Annotated in this window: 11 protein-coding genes; 6 read left to right on the forward strand and 5 right to left on the reverse strand. The window is 46.6% G+C overall.

Translation table 11 applies throughout. The features are described from left to right. Window positions 1–107: 107 nt before the first annotated feature. Together ACMCM8_RS15895 and ACMCM8_RS15900 are read right to left on the reverse strand one after the other, a co-directional pair. Window positions 108–1730: an amidase gene (locus ACMCM8_RS15895; RefSeq protein WP_412723562.1), complete on the reverse strand. Its 1623-nt coding sequence runs from the start codon at window positions 1728–1730 to the stop codon at window positions 108–110. Between the two features lie 302 nt (window positions 1731–2032). Beyond that, entirely contained in the window at window positions 2033–2794 is a 762-nt protein-coding gene (locus tag ACMCM8_RS15900) for a substrate-binding periplasmic protein (RefSeq protein ID WP_412723563.1), read from the reverse strand. Between the two features lie 330 nt (window positions 2795–3124). Here ACMCM8_RS15900 and prmA point away from each other — a divergent pair, with 330 nt between their 5' ends. From prmA to purD, 6 genes are all read left to right on the forward strand, one after another. Then, window positions 3125–4003, forward strand: a complete 879-nt coding sequence (prmA, locus tag ACMCM8_RS15905; RefSeq protein ID WP_412723564.1) for a 50S ribosomal protein L11 methyltransferase — start codon at window positions 3125–3127, stop codon at window positions 4001–4003. 251 nt (window positions 4004–4254) lie between these two features. Next, window positions 4255–5253, forward strand: coding sequence for a tRNA dihydrouridine synthase DusB (gene dusB, locus ACMCM8_RS15910; protein WP_412723565.1), 999 nt, complete (start codon window positions 4255–4257; stop codon window positions 5251–5253). A gap of 30 nt (window positions 5254–5283) precedes the next feature. Next, entirely contained in the window at window positions 5284–5577 is a 294-nt protein-coding gene (gene fis, locus ACMCM8_RS15915; protein WP_012520109.1) for a DNA-binding transcriptional regulator Fis, read from the forward strand. 82 nt (window positions 5578–5659) lie between these two features. Beyond that, window positions 5660–7258 carry a bifunctional phosphoribosylaminoimidazolecarboxamide formyltransferase/IMP cyclohydrolase gene (gene purH / locus ACMCM8_RS15920; RefSeq protein WP_412723566.1) on the forward strand — a complete coding sequence of 533 codons (1599 nt, stop codon included), beginning with the start codon at window positions 5660–5662 and terminating at the stop codon, window positions 7256–7258. A gap of 322 nt (window positions 7259–7580) precedes the next feature. Further along, complete coding sequence (locus tag ACMCM8_RS15925) at window positions 7581–8396, forward strand: class I SAM-dependent methyltransferase (protein WP_412723567.1); 816 nt, start codon at window positions 7581–7583, stop codon at window positions 8394–8396. Window positions 8397–8423: 27 nt separating this feature from the next. Then, window positions 8424–9716, forward strand: coding sequence for a phosphoribosylamine--glycine ligase (gene purD / locus ACMCM8_RS15930; protein ID WP_412723568.1), 1293 nt, complete (start codon window positions 8424–8426; stop codon window positions 9714–9716). Window positions 9717–9797: 81 nt separating this feature from the next. On the opposite strand, the gene ACMCM8_RS15935 is transcribed toward purD, so the two are convergent. Genes ACMCM8_RS15935 through ACMCM8_RS15945 form a run of 3 tightly spaced genes read right to left on the reverse strand, consistent with a single transcriptional unit; the run spans window position 9798 to window position 13246 of the window. Next, on the reverse strand, window positions 9798–10535 hold the full coding sequence (locus tag ACMCM8_RS15935; protein WP_412723569.1) for a sugar-binding protein: 738 nt from the start codon (window positions 10533–10535) through the stop codon (window positions 9798–9800). Next, on the reverse strand, window positions 10522–11034 hold the full coding sequence (locus ACMCM8_RS15940; protein WP_412723570.1) for a gluconokinase: 513 nt from the start codon (window positions 11032–11034) through the stop codon (window positions 10522–10524). Before ACMCM8_RS15940 ends, ACMCM8_RS15935 begins: the two co-directional genes overlap by 14 nt. Continuing rightward, window positions 11027–13246: a GH36-type glycosyl hydrolase domain-containing protein gene (locus tag ACMCM8_RS15945; protein ID WP_412723571.1), complete on the reverse strand. Its 2220-nt coding sequence runs from the start codon at window positions 13244–13246 to the stop codon at window positions 11027–11029. The genes ACMCM8_RS15940 and ACMCM8_RS15945 overlap by 8 nt, the downstream gene beginning before the upstream one ends. Window positions 13247–13284: the final 38 nt, after the last annotated feature.

The raw sequence follows: 13284 nt of genomic DNA on the forward strand, positions 1-13284 counted from the left end.
TAACCTGTTCGTAGGCTAATCGGCATAATGAGATTAAAAAATAACGGTAACGCTCTGGCAATAGCCAGAGCTTTTTGTATAAGGCCGTAATACGCTTATATCATGGATTAGTTTGCAATAACCTTCCATCCGCTGGTGGAATTCGTTAGCTCAGGTTTGTCAAAATAAGTGGGGAGTAACCCAGGCCGGATATAAAACCCGTGTTTTGCTTCAAATACACTGCCTATTCTAAGCACCTTCTCGTCATCCCACTTTCCACCTATAAAACTCAAACCTACTGGTAGTCCTTTTACTTCTCCCGCAGGTACTGTCAGGTGAGGGTAGCCCGCTACAGCAGCTAAATACCCAATACCGATGAACCCTACGGGGGAATGGTCGCCGTACACACCATCAATTAAAAATGAAGGGCTATTTGATGGTGCCACCAGCACATCCACCTTGTAGTCTGCCATCAGTTTATCAATACCATTTATTCCAGCAGTGTCTTGGATTAACGCAATTGCAGAACGATACAACTCACCACCTACCGGTGCTGCATTTAACGATTTCTCGAAAATATTCTGGTCGAAAAACATCAGTTCTCGAGGGTGCTGCTGGTTAAACGCAATCAAACTCGCTAGGTCGCTGACAGGCAACGTAACGGGAGACGTTGCCAGATATTCATTGATACCGTGGTGGAACTCACTTAACAGTACTGAGTATGAGTCGGCCCAAAATGAATCCGGTTGTGAAAAATCGCTGATATCAACTAATGTTGCGCCAGAAGCTTTAAGTTGTTTTAACGCTTTTTCATAGACCGCCAGAACATGGGGATTATCCCCCTGCCTATAGCGCACAACGCCTACACGCTTACCTTTTAAATCTGTGGTCACCATAGTGGAAGCGGGCATCGCAGGAACATGTTCATCCGCTTCTTTGGTAGCCTTATCTAAATCATCATACCCCGCCATTAACGCTGTCATTAGCCAAGCATCTTGCACGTTGGAGGTCATTGGCCCTGCTGTGTCTTGAGAAAAAGAAATAGGGATAATGTGGGTACGCGACAATAAACCTACCGTGGGTTTAAACCCAACAACGCCATTAAAGGAAGAAGGGCAAATGATGGAACCATTGGTTTCTGTGCCCACTGCGAGTGACGCAAGGCGCAATGACATGGCGGCGCCTGAACCAGAAGATGACCCGCAAGCACTGCGTGATAACATATGAGGGTTGCGGGTTAAACCACCTACTGCACTCCAGCCACTAATGGAAGATTCTGAACGAAAATTGGCCCATTCTGACAAATTGGTCTTCCCCAGAATAATGACTCCCGCATTTCTCAACTTAGCAACTATTGTCGCGTCTCGGCCTGTGTCATTGTCTAAAAGTGCCAACGAACCTGCTGTAGTGGGCAGTTCCTTCGACTCAATGTTATCCTTTAAAAGTATCGGAATACCCGCCAGCCTACCCAATTTTTCACCTGTCGCCCTGCGGGCATCGATGGCTTTGGCCTCAGTTAACGCATTGGGATTTAAGGCCAATACGCTATTCACTTTGCCATCGAGGTGTTCGATTCGAGCCAGATAGCCAGCGACTAATTCGGCGGCAGTAAGTTCACCGTTTTGTATGGCTTCAGATTGTTGATAAGCCGGAAGATCTAACCACTGTGTTTTGACTTGCTTTTGGTGAGCATTGGAAGCACACGCCGTGCACACGACCAATGCCGCTAGTAAATACCACTGTTTATACATGTATCATTCCTTATCCAAGTATTCTTCCGCTTTGCACTGATTATTCTTACCTTAGCGTTTTGTATAGTTTTTAGCAGAAATAGTTCATTTTCTACACTATAAACTACCCCACACACTAAAACCTCTTACTGTGATGAAACCGTTAAGCACGGGAAGTGCACATTTTGTCTATTGCGGATAAGTTAGACGCAACGTATTAGCTGCAAGATTTAGCTATTTTTAATACGCACTTTTTTGGGAGGTTCAGATACAACATCAGCTGATCAAAGAGTGAAGTTGAATAAAGCATTTCAATACTTGCTTTACAGAGGTGTAGTAACGTCAGGTAGCTTATAAAGTAAGTTGTCGAGATGGTATTTATCTAATAGTGCTTGATAACGTCCCTGCTCAATAAAACGCCGTAATGCAACATTGAACTGAGCCCTTAACACTGGGTCGGGAATGGCTGCATGATAAATAGAAATGGGAAACAGCTCATGGAATACGGTTTTGTCGTCGGTATAAGCCTCGCTGTTAGACTTAAAGTAATTAAAAATGTTGCGATCTAAAATGATTGCGTCAACACTGCCTAACATCAACATATTGACTTGGCGATCTTGTCTGGCCATTTCAAGGTAAGTAGGCATTGACCTGACTACATTACCAAATTCTTCGCCTAGAACGGACTGCGCCGTTTGAAAGGCAATCACACTTTTATCTGACAAATCTGCCATATCATTGATGGTAAGATTTCTATCAGCGCGAGTCACCACTACATTCTGATAAATAATATAAGGATCTGAAAGGATGTCTTTAGACACATTATGTGCAGCGTTCAGGGTCAACCCCATGTCCACAGCGTTGTCTTTTAGTAACCTGGCAGTACGTCCGAAAGGAACATAAATGGGGGAAAGGCTATGTCCCATGTCTGCTAATACGGCGCGTATCAGCTCTACTTCAAGGCCAGAATGATCAGCAGATATAACGTACGGTGGTTTGTTCCAGCCAACCACAACATCCAGCTCATCAGCGGCACTGTGCCCTGAAATAAGCAAGGAAATAATGATGGCAATTAATGTACGCATAGCTTTTTAAAATCAGTTCCATGGTTAAAATTCAAAAGATGCAGTTCCGTTACATTAAATCTTAGATAAGAGTTTTGGTTTAAAATACCAGCGATTTATGCACAAAAATCAATCACACCTCTTTACACTATAACCGTTTATCTCAAATTAACCAGTCGACAAAAGGCTACTTTCCGCTTGACCTAGTGTCAATGTGAAACACTGCTTGAAGTTATCACAACTCATATCAACAGTATTCGTAGCCAAACATGTCTCTATTTGCTCTTCTCGCATTTTGTTTAATGCCATCCAAAGGTACAATATTGGCAAAAGGTTAAACTGGCGATAACTATGGCGTGGCTACAACTACGAATTAACACCTCTTCTGAGCATGCTGAAGTCATTGGCGACATGCTCACAGCGAATGGCTCACAAGCTGTCACTTATGTCGATGCAAAAGACACTCCGATGTACGAACCCAAACCTGGTGAAGTCATGCTATGGCCAGACACTCAGGTCGTGGGATTATTTGAAGCAGACGCAGACATGAAACGTATTTTGCAACGACTTGGCAAAGCGAAAGTCCTAGGTCCTGATTTCAAGTACAAACTTGAGCCATTAGAAGATAAAGACTGGGAACGAGAATGGATGGACAATTTCCATCCAATGCAGTTTGGTACGCGATTGTGGATCTGCCCTAGCTGGCGAGATGTGCCCGACCCGAACGCGGTAAACGTCATGCTGGATCCCGGTCTCGCCTTTGGTACAGGCACTCACCCTACCACGGCGCTTTGTTTACGCTGGCTTGATGGCATAGACATGAGCGGCAAAACCGTTGTCGACTTTGGCTGTGGCTCGGGGATTTTGGCTCTGGCAGCGTTGAAGCTTGGTGCTGAACGGGTAATTGGTATTGATATCGATCCACAAGCACTTCAAGCAACAAAAGAGAATGCCCGTCGCAATGGCGTTGAAGACCGCTTAGATGTGTACCTTCCTGAAAACCAGCCCGAACTGCAAGCCGATGTGGTTATGGCTAACATACTGTCAGGTCCATTACTTGAGCTCCAGGATGTCATCTGTGGATACTGTAAATCGAATGGGTTGTTGGTACTGTCGGGTATCTTAGCTGAGCAAGTAGGTAAAATTGAGGATGCATACGGCCGGGATTTCAACTTAGAACCCAGTGCGATTGACGGTGAATGGGCACGAGTGTCCGGTTTAAAGCGCTAAAAAATTGTTAAATTTGTTCACATACCAGCCCTTTTGCCACGGGGGCTGTAAGACTTTAGTACGATATTTGAACAAAAAACTTCGTTAGCTTATTAATGTGACTGATTTTTTTCACTGTCAAGACCACGAAGTGAAATTTTGTGCGATTTTTAGCCTTTTCAAGCATTGCGAAAACACGTACACTTAGCGCCCCGTTTTAGCCGGGTGTATAATTTCTGTGCAGTTTTAGATGGCGAGCTATACATTTTACAATGCGAATTGGACCTTACCAGTTAGAAAACAATTTGATGTTGGCCCCCATGGCTGGCGTAACCGATAGACCGTTTCGCCAACTTTGTAAACGCTTAGGTGCTGGCTTGGTTGTTTCCGAAATGCTTTCGAGTAATCCGAAAGTGTGGAACACCGCCAAATCACAAGCGCGAATGAACCATGAAGGGGAAGAAGGCATTCGCTCTGTACAGATAGCTGGGGCCGATCCTGAGCTTATGGCTCAAGCAGCACAATTTAATGTTGAGAACGGTGCACAAATTATCGACATCAACATGGGTTGTCCTGCAAAAAAGGTCAATAAGAAGTTGGCAGGTTCTGCATTGCTTCAATACCCAGACACAGTGGAAGCGATTATTAAAGCAGTAGTAAATGCTGTGGACGTACCCGTGACACTGAAAATTCGTACCGGCTGGAACCCAGAAAATCGCAATGGGGTAGAGATTGCCCGCATTGCAGAGCAAAACGGCATACAGTCGCTGGCAGTTCATGGTAGAACGCGAGCTTGTATGTATAAAGGAGAAGCTGAATACAGCACCATACGTCAAATAAAGGCGGCAATATCAATTCCTGTTATTGCAAATGGTGATATTACTTCTCCAGAAAAAGCACAAGAGGTGCTGAATTACACTGGTGCAGATGGCGTAATGATAGGGCGCGGCGCGCAAGGTAAGCCTTGGATATTTAAGCAAATCCAACATTACCTTGAAACGGGCGAGAACCTACCACCACCGCCGCTGTCAGAGTTATATAAACTCTTGCATGAGCACGTAACCAATGTGCAGGACTTTTATGGCGACATAGCCGGTGTAAGAATTGCCCGTAAGCACGTGGGCTGGTATCTCGCGGAGCACGATACGGATCGTCAGTTTCGTAAAACGTTTAACGCTATCGATGATGCAACTGAGCAACTCGATGCACTAAATGCATATTTTCAAGCGCTGCAGACACGAGAAACCCGACAGATTTCTCCCGCAGCATAGTGATGACTAACTTAAGAGCAACACAGTATTATGTTCGATCAAAACGTGACTTCACCTTTTACTACTACAGTAACTACGCCTTCACAAACGCAAGCGCAAAAGCCACTGCGTGACTCTGTAAAGCAAGCGGTTAATAAGTACCTTAAGCAATTGGATAACGCAAACATCGATAACCTGTACGAAATGGTACTGGCTGAAGTTGAAGCGCCGCTGCTAGAAGAAGTCATGACTTACACACGCGGCAACCAAACCCGCGCTGCCATCATGATGGGCATCAACCGTGGCACACTTCGCAAGAAGCTTAAGCAATACGGCATGAACTAAGATTCCAAGGGCTTTGCCCACCAAAGAGCACCAATCGGTGCTCTTTTTGTTTCAACACTACAACTTTAGAAACTTATAATTTATGCAAACTCCAAAACCTATTAAACGTGCTCTTTTAAGTGTCTCTGATAAAACCGGTATCCTCGATTTCGCGACAGCGCTGCATAACGCTGGCGTAGAACTTCTGTCGACGGGTGGTACTGCCAAACTACTTGCTGACGCTGGCTTACCTGTTAAAGAAGTGTCTGATCACACAGGCCACCCAGAAATTATGGCTGGCCGCGTTAAAACTCTTCACCCTAAAATTCATGGCGGTATCCTTGGTCGTCGCGGTACCGATGAAGCAGTGATGGAAGAACACAGCATTGCGCCTATCGATCTTGTGGTGGTTAACCTTTACCCGTTTGCTGCAACCGTGGCAAACGAAGACTGCACGCTTGAAGATGCGATTGAAAACATCGATATCGGTGGACCAACCATGGTACGCGCGGCAGCAAAAAACCATAAAGATGTGACCATTGTGGTTAACGCATCTGACTACTCACGTGTGCTTGCTGAAATGAATGACAACGAAGGTTCACTGTCTTACAACACGCGTTTCGACCTTGCTATTAAAGCGTTTGAGCACACGGCCGAATATGATGGCATGATTGCAAATTACTTTGGTGCCCGTTTAGACAGCACAGGTTGTGAAGCAGACTGTGATCACCAGCACAGTGAATTCCCACGTACCTACAACATGCAGCTGACCAAGAAGCAAGATCTTCGCTACGGTGAAAACAGCCACCAGGAAGCGGCTTTCTATGTTGAAAACAACATTCAAGAAGCGTCTGTGGCTACTGCTACCCAGCTTCAAGGTAAAGAGCTTTCGTTTAACAACATCGCTGATACCGATGCAGCCCTTGAGTGCGTGAAAGAATTCGAACAGCCGGCATGCGTTATCGTTAAACACGCCAACCCGTGCGGTGTAGCCATTGGCGATGACATTTTAAGTGCCTATGACCGCGCGTTTAAAACTGACCCAACGTCTGCATTTGGCGGCATTATCGCGTTTAACCGCGAGCTTGATGCGAAAACAGCGCAAGCTATTGTTGACCGTCAATTTGTGGAAGTGATTATTGCGCCGACAGTAAGCGATGACGCGAAGGAAGTCGTTAGTGCGAAGAAGAACGTACGTCTTCTCGCGTGTGGCGATTGGGCTGGCCAGCTAACTGAAGGTTATGACTTTAAACGTGTAAACGGCGGTTTGTTAGTGCAAGAGCGCGACTTCGGCATGGTTGAAATGGAAGACCTAGAAGTTGTGACCAAGCGCAAGCCAAGTGAAGAAGAGCTACGCGACCTTATGTTCTGCTGGAAGGTAGCCAAATACGTGAAGTCTAACGCGATTGTTTACTGCAAAGACGGCATGACAGTGGGTGTGGGCGCAGGCCAAATGAGCCGCGTGTATTCTGCAAAAATTGCGGGTATTAAAGCTGCTGACGAGAACCTTGAAGTGGCAGGCTCTGTCATGGCATCTGATGCTTTCTTCCCATTCCGCGACGGCATTGACGCTGCAGCACAAGCTGGTATTAAGGCAGTAATTCAGCCAGGCGGCTCTATGCGCGACCAAGAAGTGATTGATGCCGCTGACGAACACGGCATTGCTATGGTGTTCACTGGTATGCGCCACTTCCGTCACTAATAAGTAGTTACACAACAACTTATAGTGCAGGCTTAGTGAGGGAGACCAACACCTAAGTTACCCACGCAGCAAAGTAGTATTTTTTTACTTTGCTGTGTGTTTACCATTTTTCCTTAACCCTTTTTAACACGCAGACGCGAACTCACCCGCATGGTGGTATTGACACTGCCTCGAAGTGACAGAGTGGCGACAAAGTGGCGAATTATTCTGCTAAGGCGTACATGCAAATAAGGGTTAGCTGATAGGCTTGATCTGACCTGTGGTAATTTGTAGTAATAGTGTTATGTTATTCGCCCACCCTCGACAGAAAAAGGAAATAAGAATGAAAAAGTTAGCCCAATATGTGTTAGCCGCAACCCTTGGTGTGAGTGCTACGTATGCGAGCGCAGACGCAATTTCTGATGCTGCAATGAGCGATATCCGAAGTGCGCAAACCAAAGCGCGTGACGAATACCGTCATCCTCAGCAAACACTGCGTTTTTTCGGCCTGAAACCTGATATGACAGTAGTCGAAGTGTCGCCAGGTGGTGGTTGGTACGCAGACATTCTTTATTCTGTGGTAAAAGACAATGGGAAATACGTTGCCGCCCATTTCTACGTCGATGATGAAACCAGCGGCTACTATAAAAAATCGGTAGAAGGCTTTAAAGAAAACATGAAGCCTGGCATGAAATACGAAGGTGCTGAGCTTACTGCATTCGACCCGATTAAAGCGTTAGATATTAGCGAAGCAGGTAGCGCGGATATGGTGCTGACCTTTCGCAATGTTCACAATTGGTACATGCGTCACGGTAACGAAGGTATCGACAACGCATTTGGCGCATTTTTCAAAGCGCTTAAGCCAGGTGGCGTACTGGGCGTAGTTGAACATGAGCTACCTGAAAGCGCAGATGATGAAGCCATGAAGAAAAGTGGCTATATGAAGCGCTCTTACGTAGTGGCTGCCGCAGAAAAAGCCGGCTTTGTGCTTGCAGCAAGTAGCGATGTCAATGCGAACCCATTGGATACCGCGGACCACCCGAAAGGTGTGTGGACGCTACCGCCACGTTTGGCGCTAGATGATCAAGATCGCGAAAAATACATGGCGATTGGCGAGAGCAATCGCATGACGCTAAAATTCACCAAACCAAAATCATAAAATTAAACACTCAAAACGGAACAGTTAATGAACGTACTTGTAATTGGCGGCGGTGGCCGCGAACACGCGTTAGCGTTTAAAGCAGCGCAGTCTTCTGATGTTTCAACAGTATTTGTAGCGCCAGGTAATGCCGGTACCGCTACAGAGCCTAAGCTTGAGAACGTGGCTATCGATGTAAATGATATAGCTGGCTTGGTTTCTTTCGCGCAAGGCAATGATGTTGCGCTTACTATTGTAGGCCCAGAAGCGCCGCTCGTTGCAGGTGTAGTAGATGCGTTCACCAACGCAGGTTTAATGATTTTTGGTCCCACTCAAGCAGCCGCGCAGCTTGAGGGCTCAAAAGCCTTCACCAAAGACTTTTTGGCTCGCCACAATATTCCTACGGCCGAGTACCAGAACTTCACAGAAATTGACCCAGCCATCGCCTATGTTCGCGAGAAAGGCGCGCCTATTGTGGTTAAGGCAGACGGCCTCGCTGCAGGTAAAGGGGTTATTGTTGCGATGACTCTTGAAGAAGCCGAAGAGGCCATTCGCGACATGCTCGCGGGCAATGCCTTTGGCGAAGCGGGCAGCCGCGTGGTTATTGAAGAGTTCTTAGACGGCGAAGAAGCGTCGTTTATCGTTATGGTAGACGGTAAAAACGTACTGCCTTTTGCCACCAGCCAAGACCACAAGCGCGCGGCTGACGGCGATAAAGGGCCAAACACAGGTGGTATGGGTGCCTATTCACCTGCACCGGTTGTAACGCCAGATATTCACGACCGTATTATGCAAGAAGTGATTATGCCTACGGTTAACGGCATGGCCGCTGAAGGTAACGACTACGTTGGCTTCCTATACGCGGGTTTGATGATCATGGCCGATGGCACGCCAAAGGTTATTGAGTACAACTGCCGCTTTGGCGACCCAGAAACGCAGCCAATCATGCTTCGCTTAAAGTCTGATATCGTTCCACTTTGCCAAGCCGCGTGTAAAGGCGAACTTGCAGGTAAAACTATTGAGTTTGATGAGCGCGCAGCCGTAGGTGTTGTGCTTGCTGCCGGTGGCTATCCAGGCAACTATAACAAGGGCGACGTGATTACAGGTTTTGAAGAAGCTGCTAAGTTAGACGGAAAAGTCTTTCACGCAGGCACTGCACTACAAGATGGTAAAGTGGTCACTGCAGGCGGTCGCGTGTTATGTGCTACCGCACTGGGCAACAATGTAACTGAAGCACAGCAGAAAGCCTATGAGCTTCTGAAAACCATCCAGTTTAAGGATGTGTATTTCAGAAATGATATTGCTTATCGCGCCATTGCCAGAGAGGCAACGGCAGAGTAATCAAGCCAAACAAACTTTTAAAATCGAAAGAGGAAGCCAAAGGCTTCCTCTTTTTTATTGTATGTTTGGGCCTGTTGAGATTTATTTAGTCAGTGTTAGCTCACCAAACACAGACGCATCTTTGTAACCAAGATTTTTATCGCCATTCACAGGGGTGATTTCATGAGAACCTAAAAAGTGCTCTCTGTCACCGCCATCAGCATCGCAGTAAGCCAGCATAAAACCAAGCTTCATACCGTTTTTTAATTGCATTGGTAAGGCATTCGCACCATGCTGATAATCATCGGCAAACACCCGAATAGCGGCTTCCCAGTGAATGTAATGAGGCGCCTCGGCATCTCGCTTCCATGCACTCTTTACGTGATCATTGTACAGTTGCGCCACTTGGTTACCTTGACTGTCTGGCCCGATATCTACCACTTGATTATCTAACGCCACGTGATAGGCAAACGCGTTGTAATTGTTAAGATGATCGCCACCGCTTCGGTCTGCATCAATGAAAATTTCAAGGCAGTCGTCGTTCCAATATTGCACAAGCGGATCGGCGTAAGTATCCGATAGATGGTCGTCCTGAATTTGGGCCAGTAAGTAAATGGCCTTTTCGTCCCAGCGCAACTTATAGCGACCAGAAAAATCTTCAGGTTCGGGCTGGGTACCCACCATAAGATGGCGCAGTTCGTGCCATTCACCCTCGCTCCAAATGGCGTGTTCTACATTGCCATCGATAATGGGCGCAGTGGCAGTATAATTGGCCGTATCGGCATAAACAAAAGCCGAATTGACCATCAATATCACACTTAGACTTTTACGATATTTCATCAATCTTCCTCTGGCATTGGGTGATGAGTTCTTGTACAGGTAAACGACCATCTAACCAAAAAAGGTGAGGTTCGTTGTCCACTTTTTGTTGTGTGCTCAATTGCGAATCGAGTAACGCTAAGGGAAAAAAGTGACCCTGTCGAGACGAAAGCCGCTCTATTAACACGGGTTTAGGCACATCTAGCACCAACATTAGCGCGTTGTCATGAATGGCCCTAAGCATGACGCGGTGATCGTGCTTAAGCCCTGAAATGGCCATCACAATCGGCTTTTGCTCATCCATCTTTTCCGCTAAGGTCTTTGTAATAGATGCCATCCATGGGCCTCGCTCATTTTCAGTTAAAGGCTTACCCGAGCGCATCATGGCAACAGCTTGCTCTGAATGAAAGTCATCAGCATCCAAAAACTCGTAGCCCAGTAGTGAAGCCAACTTAACGCCCAGGGTTGTTTTACCGCTGCCACTCACCCCCATAATGAAAATCAGTGGCACCTTAGGCATGATAAAAAACCTCAATGGTGTCTTTTGTCTCTACAAGTGGCTGACTAAAGCTAAATGCTTGCCCGCCCATCGTCCAGTAGGTCTGCTCAGTGTCGAGCACTCTTTTATAGTGCAACTTATAAGTATGGCCTCTAAAAGTACGGGTCACTTTCAAATTATCGAAACAACTGGGAATATTGGGCTTTAGCATCAAGCCTTCGCTGCTTCCTCTTAACCCTAACATGCCATCGATAATACAATGGTAGTACCACGCCACGGTGCCTGTGTTAAACAGGTGGCTGGAGCGGCCCGCCATGTCAGGGAACTGATAATAAGCTCCGCGATAGTAGTTAGGGAGATAAACCGGAAGCTGACCTCTTATCTGCGCGCCCTCTACACTTGGGATCATTTTTTTAAGTACGTTATACGCGGCATCACCTTGATTAACGTGATATAAACCCGCCGCATAGAATGCCGCAGCATGATTGTAAATTGCGCCATTTTCGGCCACCCCAGGTGACTTTTGGGTAAGTCGACCGATGTCTTTTTGAAACTCGGTGTAGGCCGGCGCCAGCATCATCGGACCATAAGGCGTCATAAGATGTGCATTAACCGCGTACTTGAGGCTTTCGATGCGCGCTTGCGATAGAGGGAGTGACATCATTGCCCACGCTTGAGGATTGATATAAATCTTACCTTCTTCGTCGCGCTCAGTGCCAAATAGCCGCCCCTCGTCTGTAATCCCGCGTGCATACCAGCTATCAGCCCAAAAATGCGTTTCAATAGCTTCATGTAACGACTTGGCATGCTGCTTCCACGTCAATGCATCCTGCTGATACCCCAGCACTTGGCATATCTCAGCCCATTTGGAGAAGGCACCACAGGTTGCAATGCTCAGCCATGCAGATACGCCCTTGCCTTTAATGCCAACGCGATTCATAGGGTCGCACCAGTCGCCCTCTTTAATCAAACTCAATCCTCTGTGATCCAAATTGTTGCGCAGACTCTCCATGGCCAAGGTCAAATGGGTATACACAGTGTCTTGTGCCTCACTGTCCTTGTAAGGAATTCGCTTGGAGAAAAGCTCACGGTCATCGGTTTCATTAAGGTAAACGTCAACAAACCACACAAGCCAGATATTGTGATCAGAATGGGGAATTTGATTGATGTATTTCAGTTGGGCATCTTTGTGCAACAAGATCCCATCTGGCATACTGCCGCTGGCACTTTGCTGAGATAACGCTGTTATAAAGTGTTGTTTTGCGAGTGCACTATCGAGGTACACCAACCCCATACTGTCCTGCAGAAAGTTCCTAGTCTGCGGATCCGTTGTCAACCGGTGCATTTGGCCATGGTAACGCAACTGTCGGGGTAACCAGCAATTCACCAGGTTGTCCAGTTCTGGGTCTGTACTGTCAATGGTTACTGTAGGTTCGAGCTTCTCACTTTTCGCTAAATCAGTGCGCTTGGTCCCTATGTCAAAATCAATGTCTTCGATGCGATTAGCCGCACCAAAAGCCCATGTAAATTCCTTTGATTGTTGGCCTTGTAACTCACACGTGTACTGAAAAGCCCCTATGGGCACCTCGTAGTTCGCGGCGTCATTGGCGAGTTTTTCATTTGTCACGGCAGTTGGCGCGTGAAGGTGACCCTCTCCGACAAATGAACGAAAGTTACAGGTATGGGAATTGGGCTTTTCGCTGCTAATAAAATAGGTAATGTCTTTTAGCGCAGCAATACGCTGAAAATCGTCACTTTTTTGATAAGGCGTGATGCATTTTGCCACAATGGCATTGCGAGTTTCATCATAATAAGCAGATTGATTCATCCACGACATATAACCGATGATAAACGCGGGGTAAATATCAAAGGCAATCGGCGCTTCATTGGTGTTGGTTACCGTCAGTGACCACTGTTCCTGAGCGCCCTCTCCCAAGCTTAGGGTTAAATTAAACAGCAGCCCGCTTTTCTCAATGTGCCACTGTAATTCATCTGGAAGGTGCGTAAATCGAAACACGTCCAGGGGCGCCCGTACTGGCTCATAAGGTAGTGAAAACAACTCGCTACCATGTACTTTGACATAAAAAAAGCGACCGGGATGATCCGTGTAATAGTGATGCTCAGGTTGCATAAAGGTGGCCGCTTCTAAACAGGGACCACGACTATACTTTGCAGGCTCAGGCTGCATATGTTGCGCTATGGCATAACCGCGACAATTCATTTGAATCATCATGTCGCTGTTCCATAGAAACCCACATGCATTAGGAAGCG

Origin of the sequence: Alteromonas sp. D210916BOD_24, assembly GCF_047159385.1 — a bacterium.
GTDB lineage: Bacteria > Pseudomonadota > Gammaproteobacteria > Enterobacterales > Alteromonadaceae > Alteromonas.

Excerpts from the sequence above, each read along its gene's own strand:
- ACMCM8_RS15895 (WP_412723562.1), bottom strand. The coding sequence starts at position 1,730 with ATGTATAAACAGTGGTATTTACTAGCGGCATTGGTCGTGTGCACGGCG.
- ACMCM8_RS15940 (WP_412723570.1), bottom strand. The coding sequence starts at position 11,034 with ATGCCTAAGGTGCCACTGATTTTCATTATGGGGGTGAGTGGCAGCGGT.
- prmA (WP_412723564.1), top strand. The coding sequence starts at position 3,125 with ATGGCGTGGCTACAACTACGAATTAACACCTCTTCTGAGCATGCTGAA.
- ACMCM8_RS15935 (WP_412723569.1), bottom strand. The coding sequence starts at position 10,535 with ATGAAATATCGTAAAAGTCTAAGTGTGATATTGATGGTCAATTCGGCT.
- purH (WP_412723566.1), top strand. The coding sequence starts at position 5,660 with ATGCAAACTCCAAAACCTATTAAACGTGCTCTTTTAAGTGTCTCTGAT.
- fis (WP_012520109.1), top strand. The coding sequence starts at position 5,284 with ATGTTCGATCAAAACGTGACTTCACCTTTTACTACTACAGTAACTACG.
- ACMCM8_RS15945 (WP_412723571.1), bottom strand. The coding sequence starts at position 13,246 with ATGATGATTCAAATGAATTGTCGCGGTTATGCCATAGCGCAACATATG.
- purD (WP_412723568.1), top strand. The coding sequence starts at position 8,424 with ATGAACGTACTTGTAATTGGCGGCGGTGGCCGCGAACACGCGTTAGCG.
- ACMCM8_RS15925 (WP_412723567.1), top strand. The coding sequence starts at position 7,581 with ATGAAAAAGTTAGCCCAATATGTGTTAGCCGCAACCCTTGGTGTGAGT.
- ACMCM8_RS15900 (WP_412723563.1), bottom strand. The coding sequence starts at position 2,794 with ATGCGTACATTAATTGCCATCATTATTTCCTTGCTTATTTCAGGGCAC.
- dusB (WP_412723565.1), top strand. The coding sequence starts at position 4,255 with ATGCGAATTGGACCTTACCAGTTAGAAAACAATTTGATGTTGGCCCCC.